Genomic DNA, 16,596 nt, shown 5'->3' with positions numbered 1-16,596 from the left:
GCGCACTCTTGACCGGGACGCCGAGCCGAAAATATCTTTCACTCGTGACCCAGGACGTGAAGGAAATTTTCGCCGGTTCGGCGGGCCGGGCGAGCGCGCCTCCCGCTCCCGCCGCCCTCGCCGCGAAGGTGCGCACGCTCGCGCCCTCCATGACCCGCTCCATGCAGCGCGTCGCCGAGGCCGTCGCGGGTGATCCGGCCGGCTGCGCGGCCCTCACGGTCACCGGCCTCGCCGAGCTCACCGGCACCAGCGAGGCCACGGTCGTACGGACGGCCCGGCTGCTCGGGTATCCGGGATACCGGGACCTGCGGCTCGCCCTCGCCGGCCTTGCGGCGCAGCAGCAGTCCGGGCGGGCGCCCGCCATCACCACCGACATCGCGGTCGACGATCCGATCGCCGACGTCGTGACGAAACTCGCCTACGACGAGCAGCAGACGCTGGCCGACACGGCGGCCGGTCTGGACACGGTGCAACTGGGGGCGGCGGTCGCCGCGGCGGCGGTCGCGCGGCGCATCGATGTGTACGGCGTCGGGGCGTCCGGCCTCGTCGCCCAGGACCTCACGCAGAAGCTGCTGCGGATAGGGCTGATAGCCCAGGCGCACAGTGATCCGCATCTGGCCGTGACGAACGCTGTGCAGTTGCGGTCGGGGGACGTCGCCATCGCGATCACGCACTCCGGGTCCACCGGGGACGTCATCGAGCCGCTGCGGGTCGCCTTCGAGCGCGGGGCCACGACGGTGGCGATCACCGGGCGACCGGACGGGGCGGTCGCCCAGTACGCCGACCATGTGCTGACGACGTCGACGGCGCGGGAGAGCGAACTGAGGCCCGCGGCCATGTCCTCCCGGACCAGTCAACTCCTCGTCGTGGACTGCCTGTTCGTGGGGGTGGCGCAGAAGACGTACGAGACGGCTGCGCCGGCGCTGGCCGCTTCGTACGAGGCACTGGCGCACCGGCACCGCAGGTAGTCACTGGCAGTGGCAAGTAGTCGTAAGCACGCGCAGACACGAGACCGGACCGCACATCTGAAAGAGCCGCCCCCATGACCTCCACCTCCAGCCCCCGTGACCTCCGCGCCGAGTTGGAATCGCTGACCACCGAGGCCTTCCGGCCCGAGCTCGCCGACATCGACCGGCTGGCCACACTCGACATCGCCCGGCTGATGAACGGAGAGGACGCCACCGTCCCGGCAGCCGTGGCCCGGCAGCTTCCGGCCATCGCCGCCGCCATCGACGCCGTCGCCGAGCGGATGGCGCGGGGCGGGCGGCTGATCTACGCCGGTGCGGGCACCGCCGGCCGGCTCGGCGTGCTGGACGCCTCCGAGTGCCCGCCCACCTTCAACACCGACCCCGAGCAGGTCGTGGGCCTGATCGCGGGCGGCCCGGACGCCATGGTCACCTCCGTCGAGGGCGCCGAGGACTCCGCGGAGCTCGCCCGCAGCGACCTGGACGCCCTGCGCCTCCTCGCCGCCGACACCGTGGTCGGCGTCTCCGCCTCCGGCCGCACCCCGTACGCGATCGCCGCCGTGCGGCACGCCCGCGAACTGGGGGCGCTGACCATCGGCCTCGCCTGCAACGCGGACAGCGCGCTGGCGGCGGCCGCCGAGCACGGCATCGAGGTCGTCGTCGGTCCGGAGCTGCTCACGGGCTCCACCCGCCTCAAGGCGGGCACGGCGCAGAAGCTCGTCCTCAACATGCTCTCCACGATCACGATGATCCGGCTCGGCAAGACGTACGGGAACCTGATGGTCGACGTACGCGCCTCGAACGAGAAGCTGCGCGCCCGCTCGCGAAGGATCGTCGCCCTGGCCACGGGCGCCTCGGACGACGAGATCGAGCGCGCCCTCGCGGCCACCGACGGCGAGGTGAAGAACGCGATCCTCACCCTCCTGGCCGGCGTGGACGGCCCCACGGCGGCACGTCTGCTGGAGGACTCGGACGGGCATCTGCGGGCGGCGCTGGCGGCGGCCCGCTGACGCCTCTTCAGGAGGGGAGTCCGGTCACGGTGCCACGGTGAGGACGGCGTTCGCCGTGATCCGCCGGTCGCGCAGGTCGCCGAGGGCGGTCGCGGTGTGCCGCCAGTCCTCCAGACGGCCGATCTGCGGGTGCAGCCGGCCGCTGTCGACGAGCCGCACCAGAGCGGCCAGATCGGTGCCGAACGGCTCCTCGAAGTGCTCGTAGTGGAAGTGGCGCACGGTGGCCGAGCGGGGGCCCTTGAAGAACGCGAAGAAGCTGAGCTCGGCGGGCTGCCGGGAGGCCTGCCCGAACCAGATCAGCTGTCCGCGCTCACGCAGCAGGGCGAGCGCACGCGGCGTGGAGGTGTCGCCGACGGACTCGAGGACGACGTCGAAGGGGCCGACGGCCTCGTCGAGGTCGTGCACGACAGTGGCACCGAACTCGGCCAGCAGCTTTCCCCGTTCGGGGGTCGCGGTGACCGCGGTGACCTCGGCGCCCTCACCGAGAGCGAGTTCGGTGACGTAGTGGCCGACCCCGCCGGACGCCCCGGTGAGCAGGATCCGCCGGCCGGCGACGGAGCCCGCCACGCGCAGCAGCCGCAGGGCGGTGAGCCCGGCCAGCGGCAGCGCGGCCGCGGTCTCGAAGGAGACCCCGTCGGGGAGTACGGCCAGGGAGTGGGTGGGTACGGCTGCGTACTGGGCCCAGCCGTTCGCCGGCGGGTGGCCGACGACGCGGGTCCCGACGGCGGGCCCGGAGCCGTCCGCGGCGGCCTGCACGACGACTCCGGCGATGTCCTTGCCCGGCCGGCCACGCAGTCCCAGCGGCCCGTGGAGCTGGAAGACCTCGCCGCGGTTGATGGAGAACGCCCGAACCTCGACGAGTGCCTCGTCCGGCGCCGGCTGCGGCACCTCGGCCTCGCCGAGCCCGACCATCTCCTCCGGTCGTCCGGTGGGCAGCAGGGCCTTCATCGGGTGACCTCCTGCGGGCGCGGCTGCGGGCATGACTGACTCCTGTGTCCTGTGTCTGTGTCGGCTGGTGCTCAGCAGGCTAGGAGCCGTCTTCGGCGCTGCTCAACGCATGTGCTCCGCAAGTGCGTTCGCCGTGTACCGAAAGTGACATGCCCCGGTCCGGGGGGTGTGTTCAACCGTGTGGGCGCGGGCCGGCTGCGCGCCAGGTGCCGGCTGCCGGATGCCGGGTCGGTCTGCTCCAGGCCGCTCTGACCGGGGCGGCGGGCGGGCGGTTCCGGGCGGCGGCGCTGCGGGCGGCCACGGCCTGCAGCACCGCGAGGACCGCGGCGAGTTCGTCGGCGTCGGCGGTGCCGCGCACCAGCCGTACCGCGGGCGCGGGCGCGGGCGCGGGGTGTCCGGCGCTCATACCGGCTGGTTCCCGTGCTTGCGCTCGGGCAGCTGCGCGTGTTTGGCGCGCAGCATCCGCAGCGATCTGATCAGCACCTCCCGGGTGCGCCGGGGATCGATGACGTCGTCGACGAGGCCGCGCTCGGCCGCGTAGTACGGATGCATGAGTTCCTCCCGGTACTCGGCCACGCGCCGTGCCCGGGCGGCTTCCGGGTCCTCGGCCGCGGCGATCTCACGGCGGAAGACGACGTTTGCCGCACCCTCCGCGCCCATCACGGCGATCTCGTTGGTGGGCCAGGCGAACGACAGGTCGCAGCCGATGGAGCGGGAGTCCATGACGATGTAGGCGCCGCCGTACGCCTTGCGCAGGATGACCTGGACCCGTGGCACGGTGGCGTTGCAGTAGGCGTAGAGCAGTTTGGCGCCGCGCCGGATGATGCCGTCGTGCTCCTGGTCGGTGCCGGGCAGGAAGCCGGGCACGTCGACCAGGGTCACCAGGGGGATGTTGAAGGAGTCGCAGAACTGTACGAACCGGGCGCCCTTCTCGGAGGCCGCGATGTCCAGGGCGCCGGCACCCGCCATCGGCTGGTTGGCAACGATGCCGACGACCTGGCCGCCGAGCCGGGCCAGGGCCACGACCAGGTTGGGCGCCCACAGCTCGTGCACTTCGAACAGGTCCCCGTCGTCGACGACCTCCTCGATGACCCGGCGTATGTCGTAGACCTGCTGCGGGTCGGCCGGCACCAGGTCGAGCAGGGCGTCCCCGCTGCGGTCCACGGGGTCCTCGCTCGGCGAGTCGGGCGGCAGCTCGCGGTTGTTGGCGGGCAGCATCGACAGCAGATGCCGTACGTCCTGGAGGCAGGACTCCTCGTCGTCGTACAGGAAGGCGGAGACGCCGGAGCGCGTCGAGTGGACGTCGGCGCCGCCGAGTTCGTCGTGGCCGACCCGCTCACCGGTGACGGCGTGCACCACGTCCGGTCCGGTGATGTACATCTGCGCGGTGCCGCGCACCATGAACACGAAGTCGGTGAGGGCCGGCGAGTACGCGGCGCCGCCGGCGCACGGCCCGAGGATCACGCTGATCTGCGGGATCACGCCGGAGCAGCGAACATTGCGGGTGAAGATGCCGCCGTATCCGGCGAGCGCGGTCACCCCCTCCTGGATACGGGCACCCGCCCCGTCGCTGAGCGCGACCAGCGGGGCCCCGGCGGCCTCGGCCAGGTCCATGATCTTGTGGATCTTCTGGGCGTGGGCCTCGCCGAGCGCCCCGCCGAAGATCCTGAAGTCGTGTCCGTAGACGAACACCTGCCGTCCGTCGACGGTGCCCCAGCCGGTGACCACGCCGTCGCCGTGCGGTTTCCTCGCCTCCAGGCCGAAGCCGGTGGCGCGATGCCGCCGCAACCCCTCGACCTCGGTGAACGAGCCCTTGTCCAGCAGGAGCGCGAGGCGCTCGCGGACGGTGAGCTTGCCCCGGGCGTGCTGGCGCTCGGTGGCCGCCGGATCGGGACCTGTCAGCAACTCGCCTTGAAGAGCGGCAAGTTCGCCCAGGCGTTCACGCATGGAGAACTCCTTTTTCTGCGCACCGGAAATCAGCTGTCCGCCCACGCTAGGCAGACCCGTCCCCGGCCGGGCAGCACACGCACCGAAAGGGCGGCGAGGGGATTCCTAGGTGACAAGGCGCCCGGGCACTCTGGTGGCATTGCCGGGCCAACTCCTCTCTCCTGCGGTTAGATTCGGTTTCCCCCGGCCTGTTTCCCCCACCCCGCCGGAAGGAGTCGCGCATTCACCGCCACTCTCTACCTGGAGACAGAACATGAGCGAGGAGAAAACACTCTCGGCCCGTCATATCGCCGTCATCGCCGACCCGTTCCCGATATCCCGCGCCGCGGTGGCCTCACTGCTGCGCCGCTCCGGAGCGGTCGACGAGGCCCAGGAGGCGAAGACCCGGCAGGGTGCCCTGGATCTGGTGCGCCGGCTTCGGGCCGACATGCTGGTCACCGAGGTCGATCTGGCGGGCCGGGGCGACGGGGTGCAGCTGTGCCGGCAGGTCAAGGGGCTCGCCCGGCCACCGACCGTCCTGATGTTCACGGGCGCCGACGACCCCGCGGTGGTCGCCGCGTGCCTGGCCGGCGGGGCCGACGGTTTCGTCCACCGCACGGCGTCGCCCGAGCGGCTCGTGCGGGCCGTGGAGTCCCTCGCGGCGGGACGGCACGTCTGGTACCTGCGCGAGCACGCCGGCCTTGCCCCCGAATCGGGAACGCAGCCGCGCGTGCCCGGAATGACCGCACGCGAACAGCAGATACTGGGGCTGCTTCTGGGCCGGTACTCGAACGACGAGATCGCGGCCGAACTCCATCTGGCCCGGCAGACCGTCAAGAACCATGTCAGCAACGTGCTCGCCAAACTCGGCGTGGCGAACCGGCGCGAATTGCTGTCCCGCCGGGACCCGCTCGCGACCGCTTCCTGAAAAGCGTGCGAGGCGGGCCGCCCCAAAGCTATTCGGCCGGCATGGAACTCCGGGGCGCGATGTCTCCTACGAAACACGGTGCGGTGCCGTAGGAGTCATTCTCCTTGAAAGCGCCCGTGGACGGCGCCTAGCGTTCCGTTCATACCGAGGCCGTCGCCGAAAAGCGCGGCGTTCGAAACAGAACTCCCAAGAAAACTCCCAGGAGGTTGAAATGCCCATCGTGACCGTTCAGCAGGGTCCGCGTGACGTCGAGCTCAAGCGTGATCTGGTCGCCCGTATCACGGACGCATTCGTCGACGCGTACAAGATTCCGGCGGAGACGGTTCAGGTGTGGATCCAGGAGGTTCCGGCGGACAGCTGGGGCGCCGCGGGCAAGCTCATCGCCGACAGCTGATCCCTGCCCTTTTCTTCCCTTCCCCAGCACGGTCCCGGCCGCCCCTCGTCGGCGGCCGGGACCGTGCCGTATCGCCGCAGACCCCTACCGCCGGAAACGGAGAGCACCGTGACGACACCGACCACCACGACGGCGCCGGGTGCCCTCGACGGCATCGACACCGGGCGCCTCGCACACTGGCTGGAGAGCAGGCTGCCGGGCCGCGGTCCGCTGACCGGGGTGACCCCCCTGGCGGGCGGACGGTCCAATCTGACGTACCGGCTCTCCTGGGGCGGCCGCACCCTCGTGCTGCGCCGCCCGCCGCTGGGGCATGTGCTGGCCACCGCCCACGACATGGCGCGCGAGTACCGGGTGCTGAGCGCGCTCGGTCCGGCCGGCGTGCCCGTGCCCCGGACGTATGCGCTGTGCCGGGACGCGGACGTGCTGGGCGCCCCGTTCTACGTCATGGGGTTCGCCGAAGGCATCACCTACCGCAGCGACGCGGAACTCGCGCCGCTGGGAGAGCACTCGGCGCGGCGCACCACCCGTGCGCTGGTCGACACCCTGGCCCTGTTGCACTCCGTGGACCCCCAGGAGGTGGGGCTGGCCGACTTCGGCCGCCCCGAGGGCTTCATGGCCCGGCAGGTGCGGCGCTGGCGCCGCCAGTGGGACGCCTCGCGCACCCGGGAGGTGGACGGCGCCGACCAGCTCAACGACCGCCTGGCGGCGACCTGTCCCCCGTCCGGGGCGGTGGCCGTCGTGCACGGCGACTACAAGCTGGACAACGTGCTCCTCGACCGGGCGGACCCGGGCCGGGTCACCGCGGTGCTCGACTGGGAGATGTCCACGCTCGGCGACCCGCTGGCCGACCTGGGCATGCTCTGCATGTACTGGGACGGCTTCGCCGGAGTCGACCGCCCGCCGGTCGCCTCCCCCGGTGCCCGGCCCGGCTGGCCCGGCCGCGAGGCGCTGGTGGAGCAGTACGCCGCGCACAGCACGGCCGGCCTCGAACGGCTCGGCTGGTACACCGCGTTCGCCTTCTACAAGCTCGCCGCGATCCTCGAGGGCATCCACTGCCGCACCGTGCAGGGCCTCACCGTCGGCGAGGAGACCGCGAACCTCGCCGACGCCGTACCGCTGCTCGTGGCCCGCGGCCACGACGCCCTGCGCACCGCCGGCTGACCCCCTGTGCCCAGAACCCGCCCTGTCTGCAACGGAGTTGCCCCATGGACTTTTCCTACGACGCCCGGACCGAGGACCTGCGCACCAGGATGCTCGCCTTCCTGGACGAGCAGGTGCTGCCCGCCGAGCCCGTCTTCCACGCCCAGCACGCCGCAGGCCACCCATGGGGACGCCCCCCGGTGCTGCAGGAACTCAAGGACGAGGCCCGCCGCCGGGGCCTGTGGAATCTGTTCCTGCCGGACGACCGGTTCGGCGCGGGGCTGACCAACCTGCAGTACGCCCCGCTCGCCGAGATCACCGGACGCAGTCCCTTCATCGCGCCGGAGGCCGTCAACTGCGCGGCCCCCGACACCGGCAACATGGAGGTCCTCGCCCTGTTCGGCACCCCCGCGCAGCAGGACCGCTGGCTCAAACCGCTGCTCGACGGGACGATCCGCTCGGCCTTCTGCATGACCGAGCCGGACGTCGCCTCCTCGGACGCCGCGAACATCACCACCCGGATCGAACGGGACGGCGACAGCTATGTCGTGAGCGGCCGCAAATGGTGGTCGTCGGGGGCGCTGGCGCCGGAGTGCGAGCTGCTGATCGTGATGGGCAAGACCGATCCGGACGGGCCGCGCCACCGACAGCAGTCGATGATCCTGGTGCCCCGCGACACCCCGGGAGTGCGGGTCGAGCGGGGTGTGCACGTCTTCGGCTACACGGACGGTCCGCACGGCGGGCACGGCGAGGTCGTCTTCGACGACGTCCGGGTGCCGGCCGAGAACATGATCGCGGGCGAGGGCGAGGGCTTCGCCATCGCACAGGCCCGCCTCGGCCCCGGCCGCATCCACCACTGCATGCGGCTGATCGGCATGGCCGAACGCGCCTTCGACCTGATGTGCGAGCGGGCCGGCAGCCGGGTCGCGTTCGGACGGCCCCTCGCCGAGCAGGGCGTGGTCCGCGAGTGGATCGCCGAGGCGCGCGTGCGCATCGAACAGGCCCGCCTGCTGGTGCTGAAGACCGCCTATCTGATGGACACGATCGGCAACAAGGGCGCCCACACCGAGATCCAGGCCATCAAGATCGCGGTGCCGGCGATGGCGGAGTGGGTCATCGACAAGGCCATCCAGACGCACGGCGGGGGCGGGGTCTCCCAGGACTTCCCGCTGGCCGAGCTCTGGGCCCACGCCCGCACCCTGCGCCTGGCCGACGGCCCCGACGAGGTGCACCGTGCCTCACTGGCCCGCCGCGAACTGCGCCGCTACCAGAACACCTGACGACCGTTCACCAAAAGGCCGCCCTTCCATTCCGGAGGGGCGGCCTTTTGTTTTCTACGGCGATTTCCCGCGGGGAATTGGAAGCCGGTACCGCGAGTACTGATTTCCCCCTGAAAGGGTACCCGGCGGCCCATGGCCGAAGGCCCGGCCGCGCCTACCGTTTTCTTTATGACGAACAGTGAATTCGAGATACCCGAAGAACGCGTGGTCGTCACCGGAATCGGCGTCGTCCTCCCGGGCACCCTCTCCGTCGACCGGTTCTGGGCGAACATCTCGGGCGGCAGGTCCCAGGTGGGCCGGCTCACCCGGTTCGACGCGGAGCAGGCGGGCCTTCCGGTGTACGCGGCGGCCGAGATCGACGACTTCGATCACCACCCCTTCCTCCCGGAGCTGACGGACGCTCACGCGGCCAAGTACTCCCGGGAGATCCTCATCGCCATGTCGGCGCTCGCCGAGGCCCGCCGGGACGCCGGGCTCGGTCAGGGCGCCCTGGACCCACGCCGGCTGGGCATCGTCATGTCCTCCTCCCGCGGCCCGTTCGGCTGGTGGCGCGACGTGCTCACCGGCGCGGACCCGGACGCCTTCGGCGACAAGGGCGCGATGTTCCGCGGCCTGCCCGGCTGCCCGGCCTCCCTGTCCGCCGTCTACACCGGCGCCCAGGGCCTGGTCACCACCGTCAGCAACGCCTGCGTCGGCGGCCACCAGGCCATCCAGCTGGCGCTGCGGGAGCTGCGCTCCGGTGCCGCGGACGCCATGCTGGTCGGCGGCCACGAGTTCCCGATCGTGCCCGAGGTCGCCGCCTGCTACCGGGCGATGGGCCACGGGGTGCTCTCCTCCGAACGTGAGGACCCGAGCCGCGCGGTGCGCCCCTACAGCAACGACCGCGAGGGCTTCGCGCTCGGCGAGGGCTCCGTCGTGCTGTGCCTGGAGCGGGAGTCGGTCGCCCGCCGGCGCGGCGCCCGCGTCTACTCCGAGATCCTCTCGGCCGCCTCCCTGAACGAGGCCGCCCACCCCACCACCATGGACCTGACCGGCAAGGTCACCGCCTCGGTCATCGAGGACGCCCTGGCAGGCGCGGGCCGCCGCGCGGACGACGTCGACTACTTCTGCGCGCACGGCACCGCCACCCGCTACAACGACATCGCCGAGTCCCGTGCGCTGCGCGCCCTCTACCCCGAGCGCACGCCCGCCGCCCTCCCGCCGCTGAGCTCCAACAAACCCATCTACGGCCACACCTTCGGCCTGGCGGGCATCATCAACGTCGCCGCGACCAGCCTGATGATCCACCACCGGACGCTCGCGCCCACCATCAACTTCACCACGCCGGACCCCGAGTGCGACCACGACCACGTCTTCGAGGGACCGCGCCCGGCCGAGCTGGACCTGGCGGTGTCCATGTCGTTCGCCTTCGGCAGCCAGACGGCGGTCGTCGCGCTGGGAGCCCCGTCATGAGCCGGCCCCTGATCGCCGCCGACGTGGACGAACTGGTCCGCGCCCTGGTCAGGCCCGGTGACCACGTCCATCTGGCCGGCACCCCGTCCCGCCCCAACGCCCTCACCTACGCCCTGTGCCGGGTCTTCGGCGCCGACGGCCGTCTGACGGTCTCCACGACCGCCGTGCACTCCTCGGCCCATGCGCTCGCGCTGTCCGGTGTCGCCGACAAGGTCATCGCCGGTTTCGTGGGGGACACCTATCCCTCGCCCCGGCCCAACCCCCTCTACACGGACCTGGACAGGGGCGAACCGTTCACCTTGGAGGCCTGGTCGCTGCTCAGTTACGTACAGCGGCTCATCGCCGGCGCGCAGGGAGCCCCGTACGCGGTCACCGGTTCGCTGGCCGGCACGGATCTCGCCGAGGGCAAGCCGGACGTACTGCACCGCGTCCCCGACCCCGCCCGCCCGGGCGAGGAGATCACCCTGCTCGCCCCGCTGCGCCCCGACGTGACACTCGTGCACGGTGTGGCCGCCGACGAGGACGGCAACATCGCCCTGGTGCCGCCGCTCGGCGAGGGCGCCTGGGCCGCGTACGCCGCCGGGCGGGGAGTGATCGCCTCGGTGGAGAAGATCGTCACCCGCGAGGAACTGCGCGCCGTCAACGACCGCGTGGTCATCCCCGGCCAACGCGTGCTGGGCCTGACCGAGGCCCGCCTGGGGGCCCACCCCCAGGCCCTGCGCACCGACCAACTCCTCGGCGTGGACGGGTATGTGGACGACTACGCCTTCCTGGAGGACATCGTCGCCTCCTGCCACGGCGAGGAACGCGGCCAGGACTGGTACCGCACCTGGGTCACCGCCCCCGGCTCCCACCAGGAGTACGTCCACCGCCTGGGCGCCCGGCGCCGCACCGCCCTGCGCATCCCGGACCCCGCCCGGGCGGACGACGACTACGACGCCGAAACCGAGACCTGGGCGGAGATCTACCGCTGCGAGAAGGAGGCGGTCGCCAGGGTCACCCCCACGCCGACCGCGGCACGCCCCGCACCCACCCCACCTGTCGAACAGGTACCGGTCCCCGCGGCACCTCCCACCCGCCAGGAACGCCTGATCGTGCTCGGTGCCAGGGCCGTTGCCGAGCAGGTCCGCGCGCACGGTTACGACACCCTGCTCGCCGGGATCGGCACCTCGCACATGGCGGCGTGGCTCGCGGCCGAGCTGCTGCGGGCCGGCGGACAGGACGTCAAGGTCGTCGCCGAGCTGGGCATGTACGGCTTCCGGCCCGAAGGCGGGGACACCTTCCTGTTCAGCCTGCTGCACGCGAGGGGCAGCGAGATGCTGGCCGGCATCCCGGAGATCCTCGGCGGCATGGTCGCGGCCAACCCCCGGGCACTGGGAGTCCTGGCCGCCGCCGAGATCGACGAGAGCGGCACGATCAACACCAGCCTCGGCGCGGACGGCCGCTGGCTGACCGGCTCGGGCGGCGCCAACGACATCGCGTCGAGCACCGACTGCGTGGTGATCGCCCCGTCGTCCCGCCGCCGCTACGTCACCGAGGTCGCCTACCGCACCAGCCCCGGCCACCGCATCCGCGAGGTGGTCAGCGACTTCGGCCGCTTCACCCGAGCCGAGACCGGCTTCCGCCTGGCGACCTACCTGCCCGCGGACGACAGCGCCGACGACCCGCAGGAACTCTCCCGCCAGGCAGCAGAGGCAGTAGCAGCCCGCACGTCCTGGACGGCCGACACCTTGGGGGTCGTACCAGAAAAGCCCATAACGGCCGAGGAGCTGACGGCTCTACGCACTCTCGATCCCCAGGGCCGCTTCGGCTGACGGCGACCGCAGCGCCCCTCAAGGGGCGCGGGGCTGTGACATCAGCGGCTTCGCCGCGGGGCGCGACCAGCCACAACGAACCCGCACCAAAACCACCCACCCACACAAGGAGAAAGAAAAAATGCACCGTCGCACAGAAGCCCGCACCTGGACCGGTTCCGGCCTCAAGTTCACCGGCCTCGGCCACTACTACCCCCGAACCCACCGCACCCACGACGGCGAAGTCACCCTCGACGGCCGCACCTACCCCCCGCAGGCCGCACAAGAACTCGGCGTCCGCGCCCTCCACGTCGCCGACGAGGACGAAACCCTGGAGTTCATGGCGGTCCAGGCCGCCACCTCCGCCCTGGCGAACGCCGGCCGCGAGGCCGGCGACCTCGACCTGGTGGTCCTGGCCAACTGGACGGACCGCCAGTGGATACCGGAGATAGCCCCCGGCGTAGCCGCGGCCCTCGGCGCGCACGGTGCCCTCGCCTTCGACGTCTGCGGCGCCTGCACCGGCTTCGTGCACGGCGTCCAGACCGCCGCCTCGATGCTCACCGCGCACCCCGGCTGGAAGCGCGCCGTCGTGGTGGCGGCGGACCGCTTCACCCGCCGCGCCCGCCCCGGCACCCGCGGCCAGCTGGTCTTCGGGGACGCGGCCGGCGCGGTGGTCCTGGAGAAGGGCGATCCCGACGACCCGAGCGGTCTGATCGACTCGGTCCTGGACTGCGACGCAGCAGAGGCCGACACCGTCGCCGCCCGCGCCCCCGAGGGCTTCCTGCGGCCGAAGCCCGAGCTCATCGACCTGGCGGTGCGCTCCAGCCTGAAGGTCGCCGGCAACCTCCTCGACCGGAACGACCTCAAGACCTCCGAGATCGACTGGCTCGTCCCGCACCCCGGCAACAACGCCATCCACGCCGGCGTACGCGACGGCCTCGACCTGGAGCCGGCCAGGTTCCTCACCAACTTCGCCGAGCGCGGCAACACGGGCTGCGCCTCGATCCCGATCGCCCTGTCCGAGTACGCCGAGAAGGGCGTCGTCAGGAGCGGCGACCTGGTGCTGTCCACGGCCGTCGGCTCCGGCTGGTACTACGGCGGGCTCCTGTACCGCCTGTGACCCGAACCCGCCCTCTGCCCGGCCGACCTACCCACCTCAAGGACCTGTCATGAGTCTCAGCAGCCCCACACCCGCTCCCTCCTCCTCCCTGGCCGTATGGACCGACTTCGGCGGTGTGCTCACCCCGCCGGTCGGCGTCACCTTCAACGAGTTCGCGGACCGCGTCGGCGTCCCGCTGTGGGCGCTGAAGGAGTCGATGCGCCTGGTCGGGGAGAAGTACGGCACCGACTCGATGGGCGCCATAGACATCCCGCTGATCGACGAGGCCGCCTGGTCCGACGAACTGGAGGACGTCCTCGGCGGCACCTTCGGGGTCGTCGCCGACCTGCAGCACTTCGGCGACCGCTGGTTCGCCGGGCGCCCCGCCAACCAGGCCTGGGCGGCGCATTTGGAGACGTTCCGGGCCCGGGGGGCCTTCGTCGGACTGCTCTCGAACCTGCCGCCGTCGTGGGACCGGCACCGCCGTTTCATGATCGACGACTCGCACTTCGACGACATCGTCCTCTCCCACGCCGTGGGCAGCCGCAAGCCGGAGCGCGCGATCTTCGAACTCGCCGCGAAGCGGGCCGGGCTCGAACCGCACCAGTGCGTCCTCGTGGACGACCTGGAGAAGAACGTGGTGGGTGCGATCGCCGCCGGCTGGCAGGCCGTGCACTTCCACGACGCCGACCAGGCCGCCCGCCAGGTCTCCCGCCTCCTCGACGCGGCCGCCCCGGCCGCCGTCTGAACCCTGCCACCACCCCCGACGCACCGCACAGGAGCCCGTCATGTCCGTACTGAGCCAGGTCGAGCCGGTCCAGGCCACCGAAGCGGCCCAGATCCTGTCCACCCAGCGCACCCTGTCCCGCCGGCTGGTGCACCGTTCGGCGATCTCCGAGGTGTTCCTCACCGACTTCCAGTCCGTCGACGAGAACACCTTCCGGGCGGCGGCCCAACTGCCGCCGCGGCACTTCTACTACGGCGACCACACCGCCCGTCCGGCGATGCACGACCCGCTCGCGGTGTTCGAGAGCGTGCGCCAGATGCTGCTGTGCGCGATGCACCTGCAGCACGACGCGGGCCACGACACCAAGTCCATCACCGCGACCGCCTCCCTGGAGATCACCGACCCCGGCCCGCTCAGGGCCCGCGGAGCACTGGACCTGCTGCTGCTCGGCAACGTGCAGCTCGCCAAGAACTACCGGGACGCCATCTCCCGCGTGGTGCACCAGGTGCGGGTCATGGCCGGTGGCCGGCAGGTGGGCGTCGTCACCGTCGACACCGCGCAGCGCCCCGACACCGTGTACGAGAAGCTGCGCATGAGCCACCGCGCCACACCGCCGCCGATGTCCAGTGCCGTGCCCGTACGCACCGACGGAGTCGCCCCGCCTCCCCGGCTGGTGGGTCGCGAGCACGCGGAGAACGTGGTCCTGGAGAACGCAGAGGTGACGGGCGGCGCCGTACGCGCGCGACTGCGGGTGCCGACCACGCATCCCAGCATGTTCGAGCACGCCCAGGACCATGTGCCGGGACCGGTGATGATGGAGGCCGCCCGGCAGGCCGCGCTGCTGCTCGCCGCCGACGGACAGGACGCGGCCGGGTACTACCCGCAGTACATGGACGCCGAGTACCTGCGCTTCGCGGAGCTGGACAGCGACATCACCGTCGTCACCCGGAACGTGTCCGACCCGGTGGACGGCGGCCTGCGGACCGAGACCGCCTTCGTGCAGCAGGACGAGACCGTCGCCCGGATGCGGGTCCGGCTGGCCGCGGCCCATACCCCCGGAGCCGGCGATGCGGTTTGACGCACCCGTCCATCTGAGCGCCCCCGTCCAGGTGCTCGGCGAGCACGCCCAGCCGGTGTCCGACGCGCTCGCCGGCCTGCTGATCGACGAGGTCAACGCCGAGCGGTACGCCTATACGGCACTGCGTACCAGTACCCTCGCGCCGGTCCGGCTCGCCGCCCTCGCCGCCCGCAAGTCCCTTGAGTCGTCCGGGGTCTCACCCGAGCGGATCGGCCAGCTGCTGCACGCGTGGACGTACCACCAGGGTCACGAGTTCTGGTCCCCCGCCCACTACCTCGCCCAGCAGGTCGGCGCGGTGGCCGCGGAGCCCGTCGGCATCCAGCAGATGTGCAACGGCGGGGCGGCCGCGCTCGTGCAGGCCGCCTGCCGGCTGCTCGCCGCCCCCGCGGCCAGCCCCGCCCTGGTGACCACCGCCGACTGCTTCCCGCAGCCCGGCTTCGACCGCTGGGGCGGCGACTACGGGGTCTGCTACGGCGACGGCGCCACCTCGGTCCTGGTCGACCGGGCCCCGCACGGCCGCTCCGTACGCCTGCTGTCGGCGGCGACCGTGGCCGCCCCGGTGCTCGAGGGCATGCACCGCGGCGACGCACCCTTCAGCCCCGCCCCCACCAGCGGCTTCAAGACGCTGCTGCCGAAGCTCGCCAAGAAGGAGTTCCTCACCGCCAACCCGACCCTGCCGTTCGGGCCGATCGCGCACGACGCGGTCACCTCCGTGGTGGCGCGGGCCCTTCGCGACGCCGGGGTCGCCGCCGACGACGAGCGGCTGCGGGCGGCGGCGCTGCCCCGGCTCGCCCGGCACGTCATGGCCGAGGCGTACGAGCCCGCGTTCGGCGAGGTGTGCGCCGCACCGATCGTCCGACTGGGCGCGGACACCGGCCACTTGGGCGCCGGAGACGCCGTCGCCAATCTGTCCGACCTGCTCGACCGGGACGACGTACGGCCCGGAGATCTGCTCGTCCTGCTCAGTGCCGGCGCCGGGTTCACCTGGTCCGCCGCGATCGTGGAGGTGAACCGCCCGTGACGAACCCGACCGCCCCCGTCGAGGAGCCGACGGCCCCCGCCGAGGATCCGACCGCGCTGTTCCGGCTGGACGGCCGGGTGGCCGTGGTCACCGGCGCCTCCAGCGGCATCGGCGCGCATGTGGCCCGGCTGCTCACCGCGGCGGGTGCCAGGGTGGCCCTTGCCGCGCGCCGCGAGGGCCCGCTGAAGGAACTCGCCGCCGAGCTGCCCGGCTCGCTCGCCGTGCCGTGCGACGTGACCTCGGCCGAGGACCGTGCGCACCTGGTGCGCACGGTCACCGGGGAACTCGGCCCGATCGACATCCTGGTCAACAACGCGGGGCTGTCCGAGACAGTGCCCGCGGAGACGCAGACCGTGGAGAGTTTCAGCTCGATCGTGGCGCTGAACCTGACGGCGGTGTTCGCGCTGAGCCAGGCGGTCGGTGTGGGCATGCTGGAGCGCGGCCGGGGCTCCGTCGTCAACATCGCCTCCATCTACGGGCTGGTGGCCAGCGGCAGCCTTCCGCAGGCCGCGTACACCGCCTCCAAGGGCGGGGTCGTCAACCTCACCCGGGAGCTGGCCGCCGAGTGGAGCGCGCGGGGCGTCCGCGTCAACGCGGTGTGCCCGGGCTGGTTCTGGTCGGAGATGACCGAGTCGATGCTCGGCAGCGACAAGGGGCGGGCCTGGGTGGAGCGCCGCACCCCGATGCGCCGGGCCGGCCGGCTCAGCGAACTCAACGGGGTGCTGCTGCTGCTCGCCTCGGACGCCGGCTCCTATGTCACCGGAGCGGCCGTGCCCGTGGACGGGGGCTATCTGGCCCTGTGAACCACGAGCCGCGCCGGACCGACCGCCTCGTG

16 protein-coding genes are annotated in these 16,596 nt (G+C 72.1%); 13 read left to right on the top strand and 3 right to left on the bottom strand.

The annotated features are described in order from the left end of the window. The first annotated feature begins 44 nt into the window (after positions 1-44). Both ABD355_RS09105 and murQ read left to right on the top strand, forming a co-directional pair. Positions 45-968: a MurR/RpiR family transcriptional regulator gene (locus ABD355_RS09105; protein WP_344399626.1), complete on the top strand. Its 924-nt coding sequence runs from the start codon at positions 45-47 to the stop codon at positions 966-968. 74 nt (positions 969-1,042) lie between these two features. Beyond that, positions 1,043-1,975 (top strand): N-acetylmuramic acid 6-phosphate etherase, encoded by a 933-nt coding sequence (murQ, locus tag ABD355_RS09100; RefSeq protein WP_344399625.1) that lies wholly within the window; start codon positions 1,043-1,045, stop codon positions 1,973-1,975. A gap of 24 nt (positions 1,976-1,999) precedes the next feature. Here the strand turns inward: murQ and ABD355_RS09095 are convergent, their stop codons facing one another. From ABD355_RS09095 to ABD355_RS09085, 3 genes are all read right to left on the bottom strand, one after another. Next, entirely contained in the window at positions 2,000-2,923 is a 924-nt protein-coding gene (locus tag ABD355_RS09095) for a zinc-binding dehydrogenase (RefSeq protein WP_344399770.1), read from the bottom strand. A gap of 172 nt (positions 2,924-3,095) precedes the next feature. Continuing rightward, complete coding sequence (locus ABD355_RS09090; protein WP_344399624.1) at positions 3,096-3,329, bottom strand: acyl-CoA carboxylase epsilon subunit; 234 nt, start codon at positions 3,327-3,329, stop codon at positions 3,096-3,098. Continuing rightward, positions 3,326-4,870: an acyl-CoA carboxylase subunit beta gene (locus tag ABD355_RS09085; RefSeq protein WP_344399623.1), complete on the bottom strand. Its 1,545-nt coding sequence runs from the start codon at positions 4,868-4,870 to the stop codon at positions 3,326-3,328. Before ABD355_RS09085 ends, ABD355_RS09090 begins: the two co-directional genes overlap by 4 nt. Positions 4,871-5,123: 253 nt before the next feature. Between ABD355_RS09085 and ABD355_RS09080 the strand changes: the two genes are divergently transcribed. From ABD355_RS09080 to ABD355_RS09030, 11 genes are all read left to right on the top strand, one after another. Then, on the top strand, positions 5,124-5,777 hold the full coding sequence (locus ABD355_RS09080) for a LuxR C-terminal-related transcriptional regulator (RefSeq protein ID WP_344399622.1): 654 nt from the start codon (positions 5,124-5,126) through the stop codon (positions 5,775-5,777). Positions 5,778-5,988: 211 nt separating this feature from the next. After that, positions 5,989-6,171: a 4-oxalocrotonate tautomerase DmpI gene (gene dmpI / locus ABD355_RS09075; protein ID WP_030941186.1), complete on the top strand. Its 183-nt coding sequence runs from the start codon at positions 5,989-5,991 to the stop codon at positions 6,169-6,171. A 108-nt stretch (positions 6,172-6,279) separates the two neighbouring features. Beyond that, complete coding sequence (locus ABD355_RS09070) at positions 6,280-7,332, top strand: phosphotransferase family protein (RefSeq protein WP_344399621.1); 1,053 nt, start codon at positions 6,280-6,282, stop codon at positions 7,330-7,332. Between the two features lie 44 nt (positions 7,333-7,376). Further along, the gene (locus ABD355_RS09065; protein WP_344399620.1) at positions 7,377-8,591 is read left to right on the top strand and encodes an acyl-CoA dehydrogenase family protein; all 1,215 of its coding nucleotides are present in this window, start codon (positions 7,377-7,379) and stop codon (positions 8,589-8,591) included. Positions 8,592-8,759: 168 nt separating this feature from the next. Next, entirely contained in the window at positions 8,760-10,043 is a 1,284-nt protein-coding gene (locus ABD355_RS09060) for a beta-ketoacyl-[acyl-carrier-protein] synthase family protein (RefSeq protein ID WP_344399619.1), read from the top strand. Next, a complete protein-coding gene (locus tag ABD355_RS09055) occupies positions 10,040-11,857 on the top strand; it encodes a CoA-transferase (protein ID WP_344399618.1) in 1,818 nt (605 codons plus the stop codon). Before ABD355_RS09060 ends, ABD355_RS09055 begins: the two co-directional genes overlap by 4 nt. 121 nt (positions 11,858-11,978) lie before the next feature. Then, positions 11,979-12,956, top strand: coding sequence for a ketoacyl-ACP synthase III (locus ABD355_RS09050; protein WP_344399617.1), 978 nt, complete (start codon positions 11,979-11,981; stop codon positions 12,954-12,956). Positions 12,957-13,005: 49 nt separating this feature from the next. Next, complete coding sequence (locus ABD355_RS09045; protein ID WP_344399616.1) at positions 13,006-13,683, top strand: HAD-IA family hydrolase; 678 nt, start codon at positions 13,006-13,008, stop codon at positions 13,681-13,683. Between the two features lie 40 nt (positions 13,684-13,723). Beyond that, a complete protein-coding gene (locus tag ABD355_RS09040) occupies positions 13,724-14,740 on the top strand; it encodes an AfsA-related hotdog domain-containing protein (protein ID WP_344399615.1) in 1,017 nt (338 codons plus the stop codon). Continuing rightward, positions 14,730-15,761 (top strand): 3-oxoacyl-[acyl-carrier-protein] synthase III C-terminal domain-containing protein, encoded by a 1,032-nt coding sequence (locus ABD355_RS09035; protein ID WP_344399614.1) that lies wholly within the window; start codon positions 14,730-14,732, stop codon positions 15,759-15,761. Before ABD355_RS09040 ends, ABD355_RS09035 begins: the two co-directional genes overlap by 11 nt. Next, complete coding sequence (locus ABD355_RS09030; protein WP_344399613.1) at positions 15,758-16,564, top strand: SDR family NAD(P)-dependent oxidoreductase; 807 nt, start codon at positions 15,758-15,760, stop codon at positions 16,562-16,564. The genes ABD355_RS09035 and ABD355_RS09030 overlap by 4 nt, the downstream gene beginning before the upstream one ends. Positions 16,565-16,596 lie beyond the last annotated feature (32 nt).

This window comes from Streptomyces longisporus (genome assembly GCF_039532765.1).
Lineage (GTDB): Bacteria > Actinomycetota > Actinomycetes > Streptomycetales > Streptomycetaceae > Streptomyces > Streptomyces longisporus.
The sequence above is the reverse complement of the archived record's forward strand: the minus strand, read 5'-3'. Positions and strand labels throughout refer to the sequence as shown.